General features: G+C 66.2%; 18 protein-coding genes. 5 read left to right on the top strand and 13 right to left on the bottom strand.

The window, feature by feature from the left end; all coding sequences use genetic code 11:
* Positions 1-116 precede the first annotated feature (116 nt).
* On the top strand, positions 117-1,592 hold the full coding sequence (locus ABV518_RS19395; protein ID WP_367770359.1) for a lipase maturation factor family protein: 1,476 nt from the start codon (positions 117-119) through the stop codon (positions 1,590-1,592).
* A gap of 9 nt (positions 1,593-1,601) precedes the next feature.
* Here ABV518_RS19395 and ABV518_RS19390 read toward each other — a convergent pair whose 3' ends face one another.
* Genes ABV518_RS19390 through ABV518_RS19355 form a run of 8 tightly spaced genes read right to left on the bottom strand, consistent with a single transcriptional unit; the run spans position 1,602 to position 9,994 of the window.
* Positions 1,602-1,991 carry a hypothetical protein gene (locus tag ABV518_RS19390; RefSeq protein ID WP_367770356.1) on the bottom strand — a complete coding sequence of 130 codons (390 nt, stop codon included), beginning with the start codon at positions 1,989-1,991 and terminating at the stop codon, positions 1,602-1,604.
* 57 nt (positions 1,992-2,048) lie between these two features.
* A complete protein-coding gene (locus ABV518_RS19385; protein ID WP_367770353.1) occupies positions 2,049-2,888 on the bottom strand; it encodes a CoA ester lyase in 840 nt (279 codons plus the stop codon).
* Positions 2,885-3,433 (bottom strand): MaoC family dehydratase, encoded by a 549-nt coding sequence (locus ABV518_RS19380; protein ID WP_367770350.1) that lies wholly within the window; start codon positions 3,431-3,433, stop codon positions 2,885-2,887. The genes ABV518_RS19385 and ABV518_RS19380 overlap by 4 nt, the downstream gene beginning before the upstream one ends.
* Complete coding sequence (locus tag ABV518_RS19375) at positions 3,430-4,197, bottom strand: CoA transferase subunit B (RefSeq protein WP_310166380.1); 768 nt, start codon at positions 4,195-4,197, stop codon at positions 3,430-3,432. The genes ABV518_RS19380 and ABV518_RS19375 overlap by 4 nt, the downstream gene beginning before the upstream one ends.
* A 2-nt stretch (positions 4,198-4,199) precedes the next feature.
* Complete coding sequence (locus tag ABV518_RS19370; protein ID WP_367770346.1) at positions 4,200-4,994, bottom strand: CoA transferase subunit A; 795 nt, start codon at positions 4,992-4,994, stop codon at positions 4,200-4,202.
* Between the two features lie 23 nt (positions 4,995-5,017).
* Positions 5,018-6,181 carry an acyl-CoA dehydrogenase family protein gene (locus ABV518_RS19365; RefSeq protein ID WP_367770343.1) on the bottom strand — a complete coding sequence of 388 codons (1,164 nt, stop codon included), beginning with the start codon at positions 6,179-6,181 and terminating at the stop codon, positions 5,018-5,020.
* Between the two features lie 2 nt (positions 6,182-6,183).
* Positions 6,184-8,379, bottom strand: coding sequence for a biotin carboxylase N-terminal domain-containing protein (locus ABV518_RS19360; protein ID WP_367770340.1), 2,196 nt, complete (start codon positions 8,377-8,379; stop codon positions 6,184-6,186).
* A gap of 7 nt (positions 8,380-8,386) precedes the next feature.
* Complete coding sequence (locus tag ABV518_RS19355) at positions 8,387-9,994, bottom strand: carboxyl transferase domain-containing protein (protein WP_367770337.1); 1,608 nt, start codon at positions 9,992-9,994, stop codon at positions 8,387-8,389.
* A gap of 157 nt (positions 9,995-10,151) precedes the next feature.
* Here ABV518_RS19355 and ABV518_RS19350 point away from each other — a divergent pair, with 157 nt between their 5' ends.
* Positions 10,152-10,883: a TetR/AcrR family transcriptional regulator gene (locus ABV518_RS19350; protein ID WP_367770334.1), complete on the top strand. Its 732-nt coding sequence runs from the start codon at positions 10,152-10,154 to the stop codon at positions 10,881-10,883.
* 68 nt (positions 10,884-10,951) lie between these two features.
* On the opposite strand, the gene ABV518_RS19345 is transcribed toward ABV518_RS19350, so the two are convergent.
* From ABV518_RS19345 to pdhA, 3 genes are read right to left on the bottom strand one after another with little or no spacing between them, the layout of a single operon-like run.
* A complete protein-coding gene (locus ABV518_RS19345; RefSeq protein WP_367770331.1) occupies positions 10,952-12,352 on the bottom strand; it encodes a dihydrolipoamide acetyltransferase family protein in 1,401 nt (466 codons plus the stop codon).
* Positions 12,349-13,359, bottom strand: a complete 1,011-nt coding sequence (locus ABV518_RS19340) for an alpha-ketoacid dehydrogenase subunit beta (RefSeq protein WP_367770328.1) — start codon at positions 13,357-13,359, stop codon at positions 12,349-12,351. Before ABV518_RS19340 ends, ABV518_RS19345 begins: the two co-directional genes overlap by 4 nt.
* Positions 13,359-14,534 carry a pyruvate dehydrogenase (acetyl-transferring) E1 component subunit alpha gene (pdhA, locus tag ABV518_RS19335; protein WP_367770325.1) on the bottom strand — a complete coding sequence of 392 codons (1,176 nt, stop codon included), beginning with the start codon at positions 14,532-14,534 and terminating at the stop codon, positions 13,359-13,361. The genes ABV518_RS19340 and pdhA overlap by 1 nt, the downstream gene beginning before the upstream one ends.
* Positions 14,535-14,730: 196 nt before the next feature.
* Here pdhA and ABV518_RS19330 point away from each other — a divergent pair, with 196 nt between their 5' ends.
* Complete coding sequence (locus ABV518_RS19330; RefSeq protein ID WP_066286063.1) at positions 14,731-15,204, top strand: Lrp/AsnC family transcriptional regulator; 474 nt, start codon at positions 14,731-14,733, stop codon at positions 15,202-15,204.
* Between the two features lie 152 nt (positions 15,205-15,356).
* A complete protein-coding gene (locus ABV518_RS19325) occupies positions 15,357-16,049 on the top strand; it encodes a hypothetical protein (protein WP_367770322.1) in 693 nt (230 codons plus the stop codon).
* A 97-nt stretch (positions 16,050-16,146) separates the two neighbouring features.
* Here ABV518_RS19325 and ABV518_RS19320 read toward each other — a convergent pair whose 3' ends face one another.
* The gene (locus ABV518_RS19320) at positions 16,147-17,763 is read right to left on the bottom strand and encodes a cation acetate symporter (protein WP_367770319.1); all 1,617 of its coding nucleotides are present in this window, start codon (positions 17,761-17,763) and stop codon (positions 16,147-16,149) included.
* Positions 17,760-18,140, bottom strand: coding sequence for a DUF485 domain-containing protein (locus ABV518_RS19315; RefSeq protein ID WP_367770316.1), 381 nt, complete (start codon positions 18,138-18,140; stop codon positions 17,760-17,762). Before ABV518_RS19315 ends, ABV518_RS19320 begins: the two co-directional genes overlap by 4 nt.
* Positions 18,141-18,319: 179 nt before the next feature.
* Between ABV518_RS19315 and ABV518_RS19310 the strand changes: the two genes are divergently transcribed.
* Positions 18,320-19,510 carry a sensor histidine kinase gene (locus ABV518_RS19310; RefSeq protein ID WP_367770313.1) on the top strand — a complete coding sequence of 397 codons (1,191 nt, stop codon included), beginning with the start codon at positions 18,320-18,322 and terminating at the stop codon, positions 19,508-19,510.
* Positions 19,511-19,540: the final 30 nt, after the last annotated feature.

Below are 19,540 nucleotides of genomic sequence, written 5' to 3'. Positions count from 1 at the left end.
TATCCGGCCTCCGCGCATTCAGCCCGGCCAACCTCCCGCCCGCCCCCGCCTGGTCCGGCCTCCGCGCCCGCCTTCGCTGTGGCGATGGTAGGAACGGCCGGCGTAACGTGGACTTCGTGGACTGGGTTTCCTGGTTCGATGCGCCGGAGTATGAATTCGCCCGGCAGGTGCTGCAACGCGGCGTAGCAGCGCTCTTCTTCGTCGCGTTCCTCTCCTCCTTCAACCAGTTCCCTGCCCTGCTGGGTGAACGCGGGCTGCTGCCGGTTCCGGACTACCTTGAGGGCTACAGCGCCCGCAGCCGTCCCACGCTGTTTCGCTGGCGCTACTCGGACCGCATTCTCAGGGCGGTGTGCCTGTCCGGGATGGCCATCGCAGCACTCCTCGTGGCCGGACTTCCCCAGCTCGGCCCGCCGTGGCTGCCGCTGATCGCCTTCCTGGCCCTGTGGCTGCTTTACATGTCCATCGTCAATGTGGGCCAGACGTTCTATGGCTTCGGCTGGGAAATGCTCCTTCTGGAGGCCGGCTTCACCGTGGCCTTCCTGGGATCGGACCAGACCGACCCGCCACGCACCATGATGATCCTGGTGGCCTGGCTGGTGTTCCGGCTGGAGTTCGGCGCGGGGATGATCAAGATCCGGGGCGGGCGGGAATGGCGGGACCTGACCGCGCTCTACTACCACCATGAGACCCAGCCCATGCCCGGACCGCTGAGCCGGCAGGCGCACTTGCTGCCCAGGCCATTCCACCGCATGGAGGTCCTGGGCAACCATTTCGCCCAGCTCGTGGTGCCGTTTTTCCTGTTCGCGCCGCAGCCCGTGGCCAGCGCCGCGGCCGGCATCATCATCTTCACCCAGCTGTGGCTCGTGGCCAGCGGCAACTTCGCGTGGCTGAACTGGATTGCCATTGTGCTGGCCTTCGCCGCCGTCAGCGACACGGCGGCCCACGCTGTCCTGCCCTTCCTGCCGCTGGACTGGCACACCGGGACCGCAGGCGGCGGCGAGACTCCGCCGTGGTGGCTGGCCATCACCCTCGCCGCAACGCTGCTGCTGGTGGTGCTGAGCTATTGGCCGGTGCGCAACCTGGTCTCCAAGCGGCAGCTCATGAATGCGAGCTTCAACCGCTGGCAGCTCGTCAACACCTACGGGGCGTTCGGCACGGTGACCAAGCAACGGATCGAGGTTGTGGTGGAGGGGACCGCGGACGAGGATCCGGAGTCCGGCTGGCAGGAGTACGGCTTCAAGGGCAAGCCCGGAGACGTGCGCCGGCTGCCGCGCCAGTGGGCCCCGTACCACCTCCGGCTGGACTGGCTGATGTGGTTCCTGCCGCTCCGGTCAGTGCATGAGGAATGGTTCTACGCCTTCCTCGCCAAACTGCTTGAAGCAGACCCCCGGGTGCTGCGGCTGCTCCGTCATGACCCGTTCGACGGCGGCCGTCCGCGGTGGGTGCGCGCGCGAAGCTACCTGTACCGGTTTTCCACGAGGGCAGAATTCCGCGAAACCGGCGAACGCTGGGTCCGGACGCCCCTCTATGAGGCCATTCCGCCGTTGTCACTCCGGGGAGGACAGGGCACGTGGCAGCGGAGAGGCGCCTGACCCTGTGCTCTACTGTCCTGTGTAGATGACAGCGCCGCCCAGCTTCCTCTGGATGAGTTTTGGGTCGACGGAGACTACCGTCCAGTTCCTGCCGACGTTAATCGGGAACTGACCGATAGGCTTCCAAAAGTCCAGCTGTGACTCCAAAGACGCATCGTTGGCATAGACAGCCAGGGACAACCCCTCGCCGCAGCTCCCCGAGGAAGCGGAATACTTGGCGTCGTTGTGCAGGACCAACTCCGGACAACGCCAGCCAGCGACTTCAACAGATTCCTTTAAGTCCCCAAGCGTTTCGTACGTTCCGCCGTCCTCCGGCGGTATGGCCTCGGAAGTGGAGCATGACGCCAAGGCGAGAGCGATGATGGCCGCGGCTGCGCCCCCAGTAAGGCGGTGCCTCAATTTTGGTCCCCCAATCAGAACTCTTTTCCAACCGACGCCCGGCCGCCGGCCAGCCAGCTAGCTGTGGATCCCCGCGCGGCGGATAGTGGCTTCCGCGTGCTTGAGGATGGGCCCGTCGATCATCTTGCCGTTGTACTGAAACACACCTGAACCGGCGGAGGCGGCGGCCTGCAGCAGTTCAGTCGCAGCGGAAACGTCGGCCTCGGACGGGGCGTAGGCGCCCCGGACCACAGCCGCCTGGGTGGGGTGGATGCAGGCTTTGGAGCCGAACCCGGATGCCACGGCATCGGCTGCCTCCACGGCAAGGCCTTCCAGGTCCGGGATGTTGACGTACACGGCGTCCACGGCGGCCTTTCCGAAGGCGCCTGCGGCAAGGAGCACGCTGGACCGGGCATGCAGGGCAACGGCGCGGTAGCCGCCGTCGTCCGTCCTGCTGGAGGTGCCGCCCAGGGAAGCAAGCAGGTCCTCGGCTCCCCACATCAGCGCGACGACGTTCGGTTCGGCGGCGATCGCGGGGGCGTTCAGGACGCCGGCCGCTGTTTCGCAGAGGGCGACCACGTGGAAGTCCTCCAGCGCTTTGAGCTGCCCGGCACTCTCCGCCTTGGCCAGCATCACGGTGCGGTAAGGCGTGTGCGCCAGGCAGTGCAGGTCCTTTTCGAACTCTTCGGTGCCGGCAGGGTTGATCCGGATGATGGTCCGGCTCGGGTCGAGTTCGGGTCCTTCACCGGCGGCACCCAGCTGGGCGAGGATCGCGCCGCGGGCCCTTTGTTTGTCTGCAGGCGCCACCGCGTCCTCAAGGTCGACGATCACGGCGTCGGCGCGTTCGGCGGCTTTCTGGAAGCGCTCGGGCCGGTCGGCAGGGCAAAAGAGGAGGGCTGGCCCCATCACAAAGGTCATACAGCCATTGTCCCCTTTTGGCCGCCGGTTTGCTGCCCGGAATGTGCCTCCCGTGTCCACATCAGGCAGCTCCGCGTAGCCAGCGCCACCACGGTGCCGTCCTGGTTCCGGCCGGTGTGCTGCATGGTCACGATCCCCTGCCCGGGCCGGGAGCCGGAGAGCCGTTTCCCGGTGATCACCGTCTCGGTGTACAGCGTGTCCCCGTGGTACAGCGGATGCGGAAAGGACACATCGGTCAGGCCCAGCTGGGCGATGATGGTGCCCTGGGTCAACTGCGACACGGACTGCCCCACCACGGTGGAGAGCGTAAACATGGAGTTGACCAGCCGCTGGCCGAACGGCTGCCCGGCGCTCCACGCGGCGTCGAGGTGCAGCGCCTGGGTGTTCATGGTGAGCGTGGTGAACAGGACGTTGTCGGCTTCCGTCACGGTGCGGCCCGGCCTGTGGGCGTAGAGCACACCCTCTTCCAGTTCGTCGTAGTACAGGCCGCGCTGCTCAATGACGCGCGGGCCGGTGGTTGAGCCTGCCGAATCCCCGTCCGTCATACGGTAAGTTCCTGGTCCTCTTCGAAGAGTTCGGCTCCGGTGGCCGCAGCCACCTCCTCCACGGACACGTTGGGTGCCAGTTCGCGGAGCACCAGCCGGGAGGACCCGCCTTCGGTGACGACATCGATCACGGCGAGGTCGGTGATGATCCGGTCCACGCAGGCTTTGCCCGTCAGCGGCAGGGAGCACTGCTCCACGATCTTGGGCCGGCCGTTGCGGTCCACGTGTTCCATCATGACAATCACCTTTTTGGCGCCGAAGACGAGGTCCATCGCTCCGCCCATGCCCTTGACCATCTTGCCCGGGATCATCCAGTTGGCGAGGTCGCCGTTTTGGGCCACTTCCATGGCGCCGAGCACGGCGACGTCGACGTGGCCGCCGCGGATCATGCCGAACGACGACGCTGAATCGAAGAACGCAGCACCCTTGTTGACGGTGACGGTTTCCTTGCCTGCGTTGATGAGGTCGGGGTCGACCGCATCCTCGCTGGGGTACGGGCCCACGCCCAGGATCCCGTTCTCCGAATGCAGCACCACTTCCACGCCGGCCGGGATGTAGTTGGGGATCAGTGTGGGCATGCCGATCCCCAGGTTGACGTACTGCCCGTTGCTGAGCTCGCGGGCAACCCGGGCAGCAAGTTCGTTGCGGGTCCACCCCTTGGCTTCCTGGTCGGCGCCTTCCGGATGCCCGACGGCGGCACGCCGGTATTCAGGGCGGACGGCTTCGGGGCGGGGAGGCGCCCCCTGCGGGCTGGTGGACTCCATGGCTACGCTCCTGCCTGTTCTGTGGCGCTTTCGTTTCCGGTGGCCTGTTTCAGGGCAACTGTCCGCTTTTCGATCCGTTTTTCACCGGCGGGGACAACCACCACCCGCTGGACGAAGATGCCGGGGGTGTGGACGTGTTCGGGGTCCAGCTCCCCCGGTTCCACCAGTTCCTCCACCTCGGCGATGGTGATCTTGCCGGCCATGGCGCAGAGCGGGTTGAAGTTCATGGCGGTTGCGTGGAAGACGAGGTTGCCGTGGCGGTCGCCTTTCCAGGCGTGGACCAGGCCGTAGTCGGGTGTCAGCGATTCCTCCAGGACGTAGTCGACCCCGTTGAAAGGGCGGACTTCCTTGGCGGCTGAGGCGATCGCGATGCCGCCGTCGGCGTCGTATTTCTGCGGCAGGCCGCCGTCGGACACCTGCGTGCCCACGCCTGCCTTGGTGTAGAAAGCGGGGATCCCGGCGCCGCCCGCCCGGAGTTTCTCGGCGAGGGTTCCTTGCGGGGTCAGCACCACTTCGAGTTCACCGGAGAGGTACTGGCGCGCGAACTCCTTGTTTTCGCCGACGTAGGAGCTGATGGTCCGCCGGATCCGCCCGTCGCGGAGCAGGACGCCCAGTCCCCAGTCGTCCACGCCGCAGTTGTTGCTCACGGTCTCCAGTTCCCTGGTGCCGTGACGGTGCAGGGCGTCGATCAGGGCAACCGGGATTCCGCACAGGCCGAACCCTCCCACTGCGAGGGACGCGCCGTCAGGGATGTCCGCTATGGCTTCCTCGGCGCTGGCAACAACCTTGTTAATCATCAGTGATCCTCTCCGGCCGGCTATTACAGTCCGAGTTCGCGGGCGATAAGCATCAGCTGGACCTCCGTGGTGCCCTCCCCCACTTCAAGGATCTTGGAGTCGCGGTAATGGCGTGCCACGGTGAATTCGTTGATGAAGCCATAGCCGCCGAATACCTGGGTGGCATCCCGCGCGTTGTCCATGGCCGCCTCGCCTGCGACCATCTTAGCGATGGCCGCCTGCGTCTTGAATGGCTTGCCGGCGAGCATCCGCGCGGCGGCGTCGTAGTATGCCAGGCGGGCGGTGTGCGCGCGTGCCTGCATGCGGGCGATCTTGAACGCGATGGCCTGGTGCTTGCCGATGTGGTGGCCGAAAGCGCTGCGTTCCTTGGCGTATTTGACCGACAGGTCCACGCAGCCCTGCGCGGCACCCGTGGCCAGGGCGGCGATGGCGATCCGGCCTTCGTCGAGGATGGAGAGGAAGTTGGCGTAGCCGCGCCCCTCCTCGCCGAGCAGGTTAGCTTCCGGTACGCGGACGTCCTTCAGCGTCAGCGGATGCGTGTCCGAGGCGTTCCAGCCCACTTTGTTGTAGGCCCGCTCCGCCGTGAACCCGGGTGTGTTGGTGGGCACCAGGATGGTGGAGATCTCCTTCTTGATGCTCCCGTCCTTGCGTTCCTTCTGTCCGGTGACGGCAGTGACCGTGACCAGGCGCGTGATATCCGTGCCGGAGTTGGTGATGAACTCCTTGTTGCCGTTGATGACCCACTCGCCACCCTCACGCCGCGCGTGGGTTTTGGTGCCGCCTGCGTCGGAGCCGGCTTCAGGCTCGGTGAGGCCAAAGCCGGCGAGTGCCTGGCCCGAGGCGAGCATCGGCAGCCATTCCTCCTTCTGGGCGTCGGTGCCGAACCGGTAGACAGGCATGGCGCCCAGGGAGACGCCGGCTTCCAGCGTGATGGCGACGGACTGGTCCACCCGGCCCAGCTGCTCCAATGCCAGCGCCAGGGCAAAGTAGTCCCCGCCCATCCCGCCGAATTCCTCGGGGAACGGCAGCCCGAAGAGGCCCATGTCGGCCATTTGCTTCACGATTTCGTACGGGAAGCTGTGCTCCTCGTCGTGTTTGGCGGACACGGGGGCCACCACGTGGTCCGCGAAGTCCCGTACGGTGTCGCTGAGGTCCTGGTATTCCTCGCTGAGGTCAAAATCCGGCATTGCTAGGCTCCCTCGCCTGGGTTGGGTGGGTCTTGGATGGTGCTGCCCGGCTGTGCCGGGCTTTCGGTGTGGGACTCTGTGTGGATCGTGGCCAGGACCTGGTCCGCTTTGACGGACTGGCCGGCCGTGACGCTGATGTGGACCGTGCCGGCAACCTCTGCCACCAACTGGTGCTCCATCTTCATGGCTTCCACGGAAAGGAGGACCTGGCCGGCTTCCACGGTGTCTCCGTTGTTGACTGCCACGGAGACCACTGTGCCGGGCATGGGTGAGCGGACCTCGGGGTCTGCCGTGCCTTCCTCGCGGTGGATGGCGGCGAGCACCCGTTCGAGCCTGGACTCCCGCGTCAGCACCTCCAGCCGGCAGGACCAGCCGCCGTTGCCAAGGAACAGTTCCGCGGGGCCGCCGGAGGCCGGGTGGTCCGGGCCCGTACTGCCTGGACCCCGGACCACCGTGGCCAGTGAGTACGCGGTGGCCACGCCGTCGAGGGTCACCACCGCCTGTCGGCGGGAGGTGATCTCCAGCGACGCCGGACGTTCCGGCCCGCCGTCCACGGCCACGAGGGCGGTGCCCGCCGCGAGGCTGCCTTTGACACTCACTGTTGCGATGCCGCCGTCGGGCGTTCCCAGGCTGATCCGCCGGGGCGCCGGCGCCCCGATCCGCCAGCCGTTGCTGGCCTGCCACGGACCGGCCGGCGTCCCGGAACTGTCCTGCTCTTCCCTCGACATGGCGTACAGGGCGGCGGCCACCAGTTCGGCGTCGCCGATCCGCCGGAACGCGAAGTCCGGCATCTTGCGCTCGATCAGGCCGGTGTCCAGATGCCCGGCGCGCACATCGGGGTCATTGATCAACAGCCGCAGGTACTCAACGTTCGTGTCGATCCCAAGCGCGGTATACCCGGCGAGGGCTTCATCGAGCGTGTCGAGGGCAGCGGTGCGGTCCGGGCCCCACGCGATGACCTTGGAGATCATGGGGTCGTAGCTGGACGAGATCTCCAGCCCCTCAAGAAGGGCTGAGTCCACCCGGATCCTGCCGGCTGAGTGATCCGGCATTTCGTCCAGCAGGAGCACGGTCCCGGTGGACGGCAGGAAGTTGCGCTCCGGGATTTCGGCGTAGACGCGGGCTTCGACAGCGTGCCCGTTAAGTTCGACGTCGGCCTGCCGGACGGTCAGTTCCTCGCCGGCGGCGATCCTCACCTGCCATTCGACAAGGTCGACGCCGGTGACCATTTCGGTGACCGGGTGCTCCACCTGGAGGCGGGTGTTCATCTCCATAAAGAAGAACTCGTCCGGAGCCTCGTCGGAGACGAGGAACTCCACCGTTCCGGCGCCGCTGTAGTGGACGCTGCGTGCCGCCTGGCAGGCGGCCTCGCCAATCCGCGCCCGGGTGGCGCCGCCGTCGTTCAATGCATCCAGCAGCGGTGACGGCGCTTCCTCGATGACTTTCTGGTGGCGGCGCTGCAGCGAGCACTCACGCTCGCCCAGGTGGATCACGTTCCCGTGGTTGTCGGCCAGAACCTGGACCTCAATGTGCCGGGGCGTGCGGACCAGCCGCTCAAGGAAGAGGGTGTCATCGCCAAAGGCGCTGGCGGCAACACGGCGGGCGGTTTCCAAGGTCGCGGGCAGGTCCCCGGCGCGTTCCACGATGTGCATCCCTTTGCCGCCGCCGCCGGCAGAGGGCTTGATGAGCAGCGGGAAGCCGACGGCGGCCGCGGCCCCGATCAGCTGGGCGTCCGTCATGCCCGGCTCGGCAATGCCCGGCACGACCGGGACACCGTAGCCCGCCACATGGTTTTTGGAACGGATCTTGTCGCCCATGACGTTCAGGGACTCGACGCCGGGGCCGATGAACGTGATGCCGGCCGTCTCCAGTGCGCGGGCAAAGTCCACATTCTCGCTCAGGAAGCCGTAGCCGGGGTGGACCGCCTCGGCGCCGGTGTCCCGGCAGGCCTGGATGATGGCTTCGATGTTGAGGTAGCTCTGCGCTGCGGCTGCCGGGCCGATCCGCACGGCATGGTCCGCTTCGCGCACGTGCCGGGCCCCGGCGTCGGCATCGCTGTAGACGGCCACGGAACGGATGCCGAGGGCACGCAGGGTGCGGATCACGCGGCACGCAATCTCCCCGCGGTTGGCGACGAGGACAGTACCGAACAGGGTCTTTTCGTGTGTTGGGGCGGTGGTCGGCGAAGGAACAGTCATTGCTGGCTCACATCCGGAAAAGGCCGAAGGAAGTCTCCGGCAGCGGGGTGCGGGAGACGACGTCGAGCGCCAGTCCCAGGACGGTGCGCGTGTCCGCGGGGTCGATGACGCCGTCGTCCCAGAGGCGGGCGGTGGAGTAATAGGGGCTGCCCTGGTCCTCGTATTGCTGCCTGATCGGGGCCTTGAAGGCTTCCTCGTCCTCGGCGGACCATTCCCGGCCGGCGGCGTCGTACTGGTCCCGCTTCACCGTGGCGAGCACGCTGGAGGCCTGGTTTCCGCCCATCACGGAGATCCGGCTGGCCGGCCACATCCACAGGAAGCGCGGTGAGTAGGCCCGGCCGCACATGGAATAGTTCCCCGCGCCGAAGGACCCGCCGATCACCACGGTCAGCTTGGGAACGCGCGCCGTTGCCACCGCGGTGACCATCTTGGCGCCGTTCTTGGCGATGCCGCCCTGCTCCGAGTCCTTGCCCACCATGAACCCGGAGATGTTCTGCAGGAAGACCAGGGGAATTCCGCGCTGGTCACAGAGCTCGATGAAGTGTGCGCCCTTGAGCGAGGACTCACTGAAGAGCACCCCGTTGTTGGCCACGATCCCCACCGGGTGCCCGTGGATCCTGGCGAAGCCGGTCACCAGGGTGGCGCCGTATTCCTTCTTGAACTCGTGGAAACGGCTGCCGTCCACCAGACGGGCGATGACCTCGTGGACGTCGTACTGCGCATTGACGTCAGTGGGCACCGCGCCGTAAAGCCCGGCGGGGTCCGCAACAGGGTCGACGGCGGTTTCCACCTCCCACACGGGGCCCGCCGGACGGGGCAAAGTGGCCACGATGTCGCGGATGATCTGCAGGGCATGTTCGTCATTCTCGGCAAGATGGTCGGTCACGCCGGAAATCCTCGAGTGCACCTCGCCACCGCCGAGCTCTTCCGCCGTGACGATTTCGCCAATGGCGGCCTTCACCAGCGGCGGACCGCCCAGGAAGATGGTCCCCTGGTTCCGAACGATCACCGTTTCATCGCTCATCGCCGGGACGTAGGCGCCGCCGGCCGTGCAGGAGCCCATGACGGACGAGATTTGCGGGATTTTGGCGGCCGAGAGCCTGGCCTGGTTGTAGAAGATCCGGCCGAAATGCTCCTTGTCCGGGAAAACTTCGTCCTGCTTCGGCAGGAAGGCTCCACCCGAGTCAACCAGGTAAATGCACGGCAGCCTGTTCTCAAGGGCGATTTCCTGGGCCCGGAGGTGCTTCTTCACCGTCATCGGGTAGTACGTGCCGCCCTTGACGGTGGCGTCATTGGAGATCACCAGGACCTGGCGGCCGTGGACCAGGCCAATGCCGGCAATGACCCCGGCGCCGGGCGACTCATTGTTGTACATCCCATTGGCCGCCAGCGGGGCAATCTCCAGGAACGGGCTGCCGTCATCGAGCAACTGGTCGATGCGCTCGCGCGGGAGCAGCTTGCCGCGCGCCACGTGGCGTTCACGCGACTTTTCCGGACCGCCCAGCGCCGCCTCAGCCAGCCGGGACCGGAGCTCGGCGGCGAGCGCGAGCTGCGCCCGGTTGTTGGCCGCAAAGGCATCACTCCCGGTATCAACCCGGCTGGCGAGGGTCTCCATCGACTGGTCCGTTCCTGTTCTGTTTGGTATACGCGTTTCGAGGGCAGTTAAAGCCAACTCGGTTAGTGCTTTGTAACTGAGATTAGGTTAGTCTCTATTAACTGTGATGTCCAACACATCGAGGCGTTGCTAGAATTTGCTGGTCCGAGGAGGAAATGTGCCCACTACCCGACCGGTACGGCCCACCCAGCAAGCCCAGCCGATCCTGTCCGCCCAGGCCGGTCCGGCCACGAACGGTGCTGCCGCGGCCAACGGGGGCCCCGCAGCGCCGGCCGCGCCGGGAACCCAGCGCAGCCAGGCCAAGGAGTTGCGGCGCCAGGCGCTGCTGGTGGCTGCCGCCTCGCTGTTCGCCAAGAACGGGTTCAACCGCGTGTCCTTGGAGGACCTGGGCGCGGCGGCCGGCGTCAGCGGCCCGGCGGTCTACCGCCACTTCCCGGGGAAGCAGGCCGTGCTGGGCGATCTGCTGCTCACCGTCAGCCGGGAACTGCTGGAGGGCGGACTGAAGGTGATAGCCGAAACCACGGACCCGCTCGCGGCACTGCGCCGGCTGGTGGCATTCCAGGTGGATTTTGCCCTGGGCAAGCCTGATGTGATCCGGGTCCAGGACCGCGACTTCAGCAACCTCACCGAGAAGGACCAGTCCGAGGTGCGGACGCTGCAGCGGAACTATGTGGAGCTATGGGTGGATGTCCTCGCCCGGCTGCACCCGGAAACGGATGCCGCCGAACTGCGGATGCGGGCCCATGCCACGTTTGGCCTGATCAACTCCACGCCGCACTCGGTGCGCAGCCATGGCCGCAAAATTGCCGCCAGGTCGGCCCGCCCCCTGCTCGAAGGCATGGCGCTGGCTGCCCTCACCGTGGACGTTTCCCAGGTCCCACTCCAGTAGGAGTTTTTGTCCAGATACAGCGGGATAATCGGCTCCAAAGTCGCCGTACCTGGACAAAAACTCCTGCCCTAAACCATCGTCAGCACCATGCCGGGTTCAGCCAGGATCGCGCCGACGTCGGCCAGGAACCGCGAGCCCTGTTCCCCATCCACTACGCGGTGGTCAAAGGACAGGCTCAACGTCATGACCTGGCGCAGGGCGACCTCCCCCTGGTACTCCCATGGCATGTTCCGGACCGCCCCCACTGCCAGGATCGCTGCCTCGCCGGGGTTCAGGATCGGCGTTCCGGCGTCGATGCCGAACACCCCGATGTTGGTGATGGAGATGGTGCCGCCGGACAGCTCGGCCGGCGTGGTCTTGCCGGCACGCGCCGACTCGGCCAGCCCCGTCAGGGCTTCGGACAGCCCCATCAGGGTCAGGGCATCCGCGTCCTTGATGTTGGGTACCGTGAGGCCACGCGGTGTCGCTGCCGCGATGCCCAGGTTGACGTAGTTGAACTGGACAATCTCCTGGCTGCTTTCGTCCCAGCGGGAGTTCAGGGACGGGTTCCGCCGGAGCGCAATGAGGACAGCCTTCGCCACGATGGTCAGCGGCGTGAGCTTGTAGCCGGCAAAAGCGCGGTTGGCCTTCAGCCGGGCGAGCAGGTCCATCGTTGGGGTGACGTCCACCGTCAGGAACTCGGTCACATGCGGAGCGGTGAACGCACTGGCCACCATGGCTGCCGCAGTGAACTTGCGGACCCCCTTGATGGGCGTGCGGGTCTCACGTTGGCCACCCGCGGACGGTTCCTCCGGACGGCCTTCAGGCACTGCCGAAAGGTGGTGCGCGGCGGCAGGCAGGTCGCCGCCTCCCACGAAGTTGCGGACGTCGTCGCGGCTGATCAGGCCGCCGGGGCCGGTTCCCGCCACTGCGGCCAGGTCGACGCCCAGGTCCTTGGCGAGCTTCCGCACGGGCGGGGTGGAGCGGGGGCGTTCGGAGGGCCGGGTTTGGGGAGGCTTGGTTTCGGCAAGCTCAACCACCGGGGTTTCGGGAGGCTTGGTTTCCCCAGGCTCAACCACCGGCACCTCAACCACCGCCAGGTTGCGGGCCCGCCGCGCCGGGCGGCCGGAACTTTCGACGACGGCGCCGTACCCCACGAGGTTCGGTTCCCTCTTGCCTGCGCCCACCGCCGTCGTGGCAGCGGCTGGCGTTTCCGCTGCAGGCCGCGGGGCGCCGTCGTCCGGTACTTCAAAGGAGACGATTGGTTTGCCTACTTCCACCACAGTGCCGGGCTGCTCGTGCAGCGCAGTGATGACGCCGGCGAACGGTGACGGCAGTTCCACCACGGCTTTGGCGGTTTCCACTTCGGCAATGACCTGGTTGAGGCTGACGGTGTCCCCCACCCCGACTTTCCAGCTGAGGATTTCGGACTCGGTCAGTCCTTCGCCGAGGTCCGGGAGCCTGAATTCCTTGATCATGGTTGCGCTCATCCTTCCAGCCCACTAAGGGAGTTCGGCCGGCCCAGGGCACGGTCGACGCCGTCGAGGATTCTGTCCAGGCCGGGCAGATGGTGCATTTCGAGTTTGGAGTACGGGTACGGAATATCGAACCCAGTGATTCGGACGGGAGCCGCTTCAAGGTGGTAAAAGCACCGCTCGGTGATGCTGGCAGCGACCTCAGCGCCGAGCCCGCCGGACTGCCCGGCCTCATGCGTGATGACCAGCCGGCCGGTTTTCCGCACGGAGGCTTCCACGGTGGCATAGTCAATGGGCGCCAGCGAGCGCAGGTCGATGACCTCGATGGACACTCCCTCATCCGACGCCGCGGTGGCGGCGTCGCGGGCCGTCTTGACCATGGGGCCGTAGGCAACGAGTGTCACGTCAGTGCCCTCAGTGACGACGCGGGCCCGGTCCATGGGCAGGGCAGTTGACAGGTCAACAGCCTCGTCCACTTCGCCTTTGTCGTGGTAGCGGCGTTTGGGTTCGAAGTACAGGACGGGGTCGTCGCTGGCGATGGCCTGCTGGATGACGGTGTGGGCGTCCTGCGGGTTGGACACGGCCACCACGCGGAGCCCGGAGGTGTGGGTGAAGTAGGCCTCGGGTGATTCGGAGTGGTGTTCCGGCGAGCCGATGCCGCCGCCGAAGGGTACCCGGACCGTGATGGGCATCTTGACGGCACCCTGGGTCCGGTAATGCAGCTTCGCCACCTGGCTCACGATCTGGTCGAAGGCCGGGTAGATAAAGCCGTCGAACTGGATCTCCACCACAGGACGGTAGCCGCGGTAGGCCAGTCCGACGGCGGTGCCCATGATGGCGGATTCGGCCAGTGGCGTGTCAACCACCCGGTGTGTGCCGAAGTCTTTCTGCAGGCCGTCGGTGACCCGGAAGACGCCGCCGAGGGTTCCGATGTCCTCCCCCATGAGGATGACCTTGGGGTCGTTCTCGAGGGATTTGCGCAAGCCGGCGTTGATGGCGCGGGCAAAGGTCATCTGGGTCATCAGCGTGCCCCTTCGGGTGAGTTGGCTCCGGCGGGATCACCGAAGGAAGCCAGGTATCGGGAGTAATGGTCCTGCTGCCGGTCCAGCCAGGAATTGGGTGAGCTGTAGACGTGCTTGAAGATGTCCAGCGGTTCCGGGTCCGGCATGTTGGTGCAGCCTGCACGCATCTCGCGTGCCACGGCGTCGGCCTTGTCCTGCACGTGCTGCTGCAGGTTCTCCGTCAGGAGCCCCTTGCGTTCCAGCAGGGACTTGACCCTGGCGATGGGGTCCTTCGCGGCCCAGTCCTCCAGTTCATTGGCGTCGCGGTACCGGGTGGGGTCATCCGCGGTGGTGTGCGGGCCCATGCGGTAGGTGACGGCTTCGATGAAGGTGGGTCCGCCGCCGCGCCGGGCCCGGTCCAGTGCCACCCGCGTGGCTGCCATGACGGCGAGGACGTCGTTCCCATCCACCCTGAGGCTGGGGATGCCGAAGCCGGTGGCCCGGTCTGCCAGCTGGATGTGGGACTGCAGCCTGACCGGTTCCGAGATGGCCCAGTGGTTGTTCTGGCAGAAAAAGACCACGGGTGCCTGGAAGCTCGCGGCGAACACCATGGCTTCGTTGACGTCGCCTTCGCTCGTGGCGCCGTCGCCGAAAAACGTGACCGCAGCCGAGTCGGCGCCGTCGTTCTGGATCCCCATGGCGTAGCCGGTGGCGTGCAGGGTCTGCGCGCCGATGATGATCTGCGGCGTGGCCATGTTGATGCTGTACGGATCCCAGCCTGACGAGGCGTTTCCGCGCCATACCCGGATGATGTCCGTCAGGTCCACGCCGCGGCAGTAGGCCACGCCGTTCTCCCGGTAGCTGGAGAACACGAAGTCGTCCTCGCGCAGCGCCCTGCCTGCCCCCACCTGGGACGCTTCCTGGCCCAGCAGCGGCGGCCAGAGGGCCAGTTCGCCCTGCCGCTGGAGGGCTGTTGCCTCGACGTCAATGCGCCGGACCACTGCCATGTCCTCATAGAGGGAGCACAGCTGCTCATCGCTGATGTCCTGCACCCACGGATCGAATTCCGGATGGCTGATGCGTTCCCCCGCCGGGGTGATCAGCTGGATCAGGTACCGGCCGGAGCCATGGATTCCTGCACTGTTGCCCGGGCCTTCGGCGTTTGTTCCGCCATGGCCCGTTTCGTCTGTAGACACGATCGCCCCGCAACCCTCTCACGTCGTTTGACCGGCGCTTAGGGACTTGTGGTCCTGCCGCGTTCCGGCCTCCCGGGCGCCGTTGCCCCGGATATTTGTGACCCTACTCACAATGCTCAATGGGTACAACCACCGCGAACAAAACTGAGCACAATGCCCTGTTTGGGAGCGCCAGACCGTGCTACCGTTGCGCATTATGCAAGCTTTGGATGGCACTGACACCCGACTGCTTTCCGCCATGGCGCGGGACCCCCGCCGGACGGTAGTGGCGCTCGCCCAGAAGCTGGGCCTGTCGCGTAACACCGTCCAGGCGCGGATGGCCCAATTGGAGAAAAAGCACGTCTTCCTGTCCTTCGAGCGGCGAATCAATCCCGTGTCTCTGGGCTACCCGCTGATGGCCTTTATCTCCGTCCACGTGCAGCAGCAAAAACTCGGCCAGCTGGCCCATGACCTGGCCAGTGTCCCGGAGATCCTTGAGGGGTACGGCCTGACCGGCTCAGCGGACCTGCTGCTGCGCGTGGTGGCCCTGGACGCCGAGGACCTGTTCCGGATCAACGGAAAGATCCTGGCCTGCGACGGAGTGGAGCGCACGGACACCGCATTGGCCATGGGTGAGCTGATCCCGTTCCGCATCCAGCCGCTGCTGGAGCGCGGCCCGGCCGACGCGTAGGACCCAGGTCCCGGCAGCGCCCCGGGTCCTGGCGGATGCCGGAGCGGGGCAGGCAGGGTTATAGGCTGGTCCAAGTTGAATTGAACGGGGTGCCGGTCTGCGGTTCCCAGCAACGAGGCAGTCCCAACGCACGCTGCCGGAAAGGCTCCATCTTGAGCAATCCTCAGGAACCGTACCAGCCCCGCCCGGCCGACGCCGGCGCGCAGCAGCCGCCTGCGCCGCCCCGCCAGCCGCCGGCACAGCCGTACGGGCCGCCCCAGGGCGGCGAGCGCGGTCAGTATGCGGCGCCCCAGTACGGAGCTCCCCAGGATGCCTCCCGTCCTTCCGTCGGTCAATACACGCAGGGCGGACAGTACTCTCAGTCCGGCCAATACCCCGATCCGTCGCCCTTCGGCCTGCCGGGCCAGCCCCCCGCCAAGGACCGGAAGAAGCTGTGGGTCATCCTCGGCATCGCCGGCGGCGTGGTGCTGCTGGCAGTGGTCGGCATCGTTGTCCTGTTCAATGTCTTCGGCGGTGCCACCAACCAGGCCCGCGGGCTCGCGGACGGGTTTACGAAGCTGGTGATCGCAGGCGAATCCTCCAAGGCCTACGACGACTACCTTGACCCTGCGCTCCAGGAACAGCTGCCGAAGGAGGACTTCATCGCCGGCGTCAAAAGCCTGGCGATGAACGATACTTGCAAGCCGGCGTACAACGACGTAAAGGTCGCCTCGGACAACGGCATCAACTCTGCCGACATAGCCGGTGTCATCACCTGCGACGGCCAGCAGATTGACCTGGCCTACCGCTTCGAAGGCACGGACAAACTCATGATGACCAACATCAAACTCCGGCCGAAGACATAACACTTCCGCCCATGTGAAGAGCCCCCGTGCCATGTGAGCAATTCACATAGCACGGGGGCTCTTTACCTTCGGGGGTGATGCCGGTGGTGAGCCCGTGTCAGTGGTCCACGGCCTTCTCCGCACCGACGCCGGTCAGGGACCGCACTTCCATTTCCGCCTGCTTGGCGCTGTCTTCACGCTTCTTATCCAGGACCGTGCCGAGCCAACCCAGCAGGAACGCCAGCGGGATGGACACAATGCCCGGGTTGCTCAGCGGGAACAGCGCGAAGTTGGCGTCCTTGATCATGGAGGTGGCTCCGCCGGAAACCACCGGCGAGAAGATGATCAGGATGATGGCCGAGCCCAGGCCGCCGTACATGCTCCAGACCGCGCCCTGCGTGGTGAACCGCCGCCAGAACAGTGAGTAAACAATAGTGGGCAGATTGGCCGACGCCGCCACGGCGAAGGCCAGGGCCACCAGGAACGCGACGTTCTGGCCGTTGGCGAAGATGCCGCCCAGGATGGCCATGACGCCGATGACCACAACGGTGCGCCGCGCCACCTTAACCTCAGTGTCGGCGTCGGCCTTGCCCTTGGAAATGACGCTGGCATAGATGTCGTGGGCGAAGGACGCTGCGGCAGTGATGGTCAGCCCGGCCACCACCGCAAGGATGGTGGCGAACGCAACCGCGGAGATGAAGCCCAGGAGCAGCGGTCCGCCGAGGTGGAAGGCCAGGAGCGGGGCTGCGGAATTAACGCCGCCTGGCGCGCCCTTGATGGTGTCGGCACCCACGAGGGCTGCTGCGCCGTAACCCAGTACCAGGGTGAACAGGTAGAACAGGCCGATCAGCCAGATGGACCACACCACGGATTTCCGGGCTTCCTTGGCGGTGGGCACGGTGTAGAAGCGCATCAGGACGTGCGGCAGGGCGGCGGTACCCAGGACCAGTGCCAGTCCAAGGGACATGAAGTCCAGCTTGGAGGTCTCGGTCTTGCCGTACTGCAGGCCGGGGTTCAGCACCGCCGGGTTGCCCGAGGTTTCCACGGCTGCGCCGAGCAGGCTGGAGAGGTTGAAGCCGTAGATTGCCAGGACCCAGAAAGTCATCACGGCCGCGCCGGCGATCAGCAGGATGGCTTTGATGATCTGGACCCAGGTGGTGCCCTTCATGCCGCCGATCAGTACGTACGTGATCATCAGGGCGCCGACGACGATGATCACCAGGGCCTGTCCGCCCCAGTCGCTGATGCCAAGGAGCAGGGAGATCAGGCTGCCGGCGCCGGCCATCTGCGCCAGGAGGTAGAAGAAGCAGACCGCCAGCGTGGATATGGCCGCCGCGATCCGGACCGGGCGCTGCTTCAGCCTGAACGAAAGGACGTCGGCCATGGTGAACTTGCCGGTGTTCCGGAGCAGCTCTGCCACCAGCAGCAGGGCAACCAGCCAGGCCACGAGGAAGCCGATCGAGTACATAAAGCCGTCGTAGCCGTTGATGGCGATGGCGCCGGTGATGCCCAGGAACGAGGCAGCCGACAGGTAGTCCCCGGCGATGGCCGTTCCGTTCTGGGAGCCGGTGAAGGACCGGCCCGCAGCGTAGTAGTCGGCCGCGGTCTTGTTGTTCCGGCTGGCACGCAGCACGATCACCATGGTGACTGCTACGAACAGGCCGAAGATCCCCATGTTCAGGAGCGTGGTTTCCTTGAGGTCGGCGACGTCGACCGCCGTGGCAATCCCGATCATTTGGTCACCCCGGTCACGATGTTGCCGTCCTTATCAAATTCATGGCCTTCGATTTCGTTTCGGATTTCCGCGGCTATGGGGTCCAGCCGGCGGTTGGAGTAGCTGACATACCAGCCGGTGATGGCGAACGTGCTGACAAACTGCAGCAGGCCCAGGATCAGGCCGACGTTGATGTTGCCCCACACCTTGGTGGACATAAAGCCGACCGCGTAGTCGGCCAGCAGGACATACGCGAAGTACCACAGCAAAAAAGCGACAGCCATGGGGAATACAAAACTGCGGTGGCGTTTGCGCAGTTCCTGGAACCGCTCTGTCGATTGGACCTGTTCGAAGTCCACGGACGCTGCTGCGTCCGGAGTCCGGGCATCGTTACCCATCGTTCCTCCTCATTGAGTCTTGCCTGGTTCACATCAGAGGGACCCGCACGCAGGATGCCGCCGCTGTGACTGCAATCACTCTGCGCCGTGGCAGTGGCACATTCCATAGCCCTGGCGGGAACGCTCGCTCAACGGTCGCGATGCTGCGGCAAGCGGCACCCACCGCTACGCTGGGCACCATGCCGGACTCCCCTCTCCTGACCGCCGCGGCAGTGGCGGTGATCGTGTTGGCGATCGCCGTCGTCGTCGGCGTGGGAATTAAGCTGCTGCGCTCCTTCCGTGAGCTGGGCACCGACGCCGAGCGGGCAACCTACAACACGCTCCACGCCGCGTCCCGGGCCGGGCAGCACCTGCGCACCGGACTTAATCCGGCGGGGGCCGCCAAGGCGAGCAGGCAACTGAGGACCCTGTTGGGCTGCAATGCGCTGGCGATCACCGATACGGCGGGCGTGCTCGCCTGGGACGGTGCCGCCGAGGAACTGAAACCCCGGTTGATGGACCTGGCTGCGGACGTCCTGGTCGGTGGCCGGACCACGGTGATTCAGGCCCGGGACCTGGCTCCGGATCTTGGCTCCGCCGGGCTCGCCGCCGTCATCGCGCCGGTGCGGGCCGGTTCCCGGGTGGTGGGCGTTGTGGCGGCCTTTGCCCCGTCGGCGGGCGCCGGCCTGGTCCGGGCCACCAGCGAAGTGGCCGACTGGGTGGCCGTCCAGGTGGAACTGGCCGAGCTGGACGCCTCCCGGACGCTGCTCATGGAGGCCGAAGTCCGCGCCCTGCGTGCCCAGATCAGCCCGCATTTCATCTACAACTCGCTCAACGCCATCGCCTCGTTCATCATTACCGACCCGGCGCGGGCCCGGGAACTGGTGGTGGAGTTCGCGGACTTCACCCGGTACTCGTTCCGCCGCCACGGCGACTTCACCACGCTCGCCGAGGAGCTCCGCTGCATTGACAGGTACCTGCTGCTGGAGAAGGCCCGCTTCGGCGAGCGCGTGCAGGTCAGCCTCCGGATAGCCCCCGAGGTACTGGGCACCGTCATCCCGTTCCTGAGCCTGCAGCCACTGGTGGAGAACGCGGTGCGGCACGGCCTCGAGGCCAAGGAAGGTCCCGGCCATATCAGCATCACCGCCAACGATTCGGGCGCCTTCGCGGAGGTGACCATCGAGGACGACGGCGTGGGCATGGACCCTGCCCAGCTCCAGTCGATGCTGGCCGGCCACACCGACGGCGACCACGTGGGGCTGCGCAACGTGGATGCCCGCCTCCGTCAGGTCTACGGCGACGACCACGGCCTGGTGATCGAGACCGCGCCCGGCGAGGGAACCCTGATCACCATGCGCGTGCCCAAGTCCCAGCCGGGCCACGACGCCTGAGCACCGCTTACGGGTCAAGCCGCCTCCGGC

The sequence above is a fragment of the Arthrobacter sp. HS15c genome (genome assembly GCF_040812005.1).
In the GTDB taxonomy this organism is placed as follows: Bacteria; Actinomycetota; Actinomycetes; order Actinomycetales; family Micrococcaceae; genus Arthrobacter.
The sequence above is the reverse complement of the archived record's forward strand: the minus strand, read 5'-3'. Positions and strand labels throughout refer to the sequence as shown.

Coding starts and splice junctions, on each gene's coding strand:
- ABV518_RS19385 (WP_367770353.1), bottom strand. CDS start 2,888: ATGACCTTTGTGATGGGGCCAGCCCTCCTCTTTTGCCCTGCCGACCGG.
- ABV518_RS19380 (WP_367770350.1), bottom strand. CDS start 3,433: ATGACGGACGGGGATTCGGCAGGCTCAACCACCGGCCCGCGCGTCATT.
- ABV518_RS19375 (WP_310166380.1), bottom strand. CDS start 4,197: ATGGAGTCCACCAGCCCGCAGGGGGCGCCTCCCCGCCCCGAAGCCGTC.
- ABV518_RS19370 (WP_367770346.1), bottom strand. CDS start 4,994: ATGATTAACAAGGTTGTTGCCAGCGCCGAGGAAGCCATAGCGGACATC.
- ABV518_RS19365 (WP_367770343.1), bottom strand. CDS start 6,181: ATGCCGGATTTTGACCTCAGCGAGGAATACCAGGACCTCAGCGACACC.
- ABV518_RS19360 (WP_367770340.1), bottom strand. CDS start 8,379: ATGACTGTTCCTTCGCCGACCACCGCCCCAACACACGAAAAGACCCTG.
- ABV518_RS19355 (WP_367770337.1), bottom strand. CDS start 9,994: ATGGAGACCCTCGCCAGCCGGGTTGATACCGGGAGTGATGCCTTTGCG.
- ABV518_RS19345 (WP_367770331.1), bottom strand. CDS start 12,352: ATGAGCGCAACCATGATCAAGGAATTCAGGCTCCCGGACCTCGGCGAA.
- ABV518_RS19340 (WP_367770328.1), bottom strand. CDS start 13,359: ATGACCCAGATGACCTTTGCCCGCGCCATCAACGCCGGCTTGCGCAAA.
- ABV518_RS19330 (WP_066286063.1), top strand. CDS start 14,731: ATGCAAGCTTTGGATGGCACTGACACCCGACTGCTTTCCGCCATGGCG.
- ABV518_RS19320 (WP_367770319.1), bottom strand. CDS start 17,763: ATGATCGGGATTGCCACGGCGGTCGACGTCGCCGACCTCAAGGAAACC.
- ABV518_RS19315 (WP_367770316.1), bottom strand. CDS start 18,140: ATGGGTAACGATGCCCGGACTCCGGACGCAGCAGCGTCCGTGGACTTC.
- ABV518_RS19310 (WP_367770313.1), top strand. CDS start 18,320: ATGCCGGACTCCCCTCTCCTGACCGCCGCGGCAGTGGCGGTGATCGTG.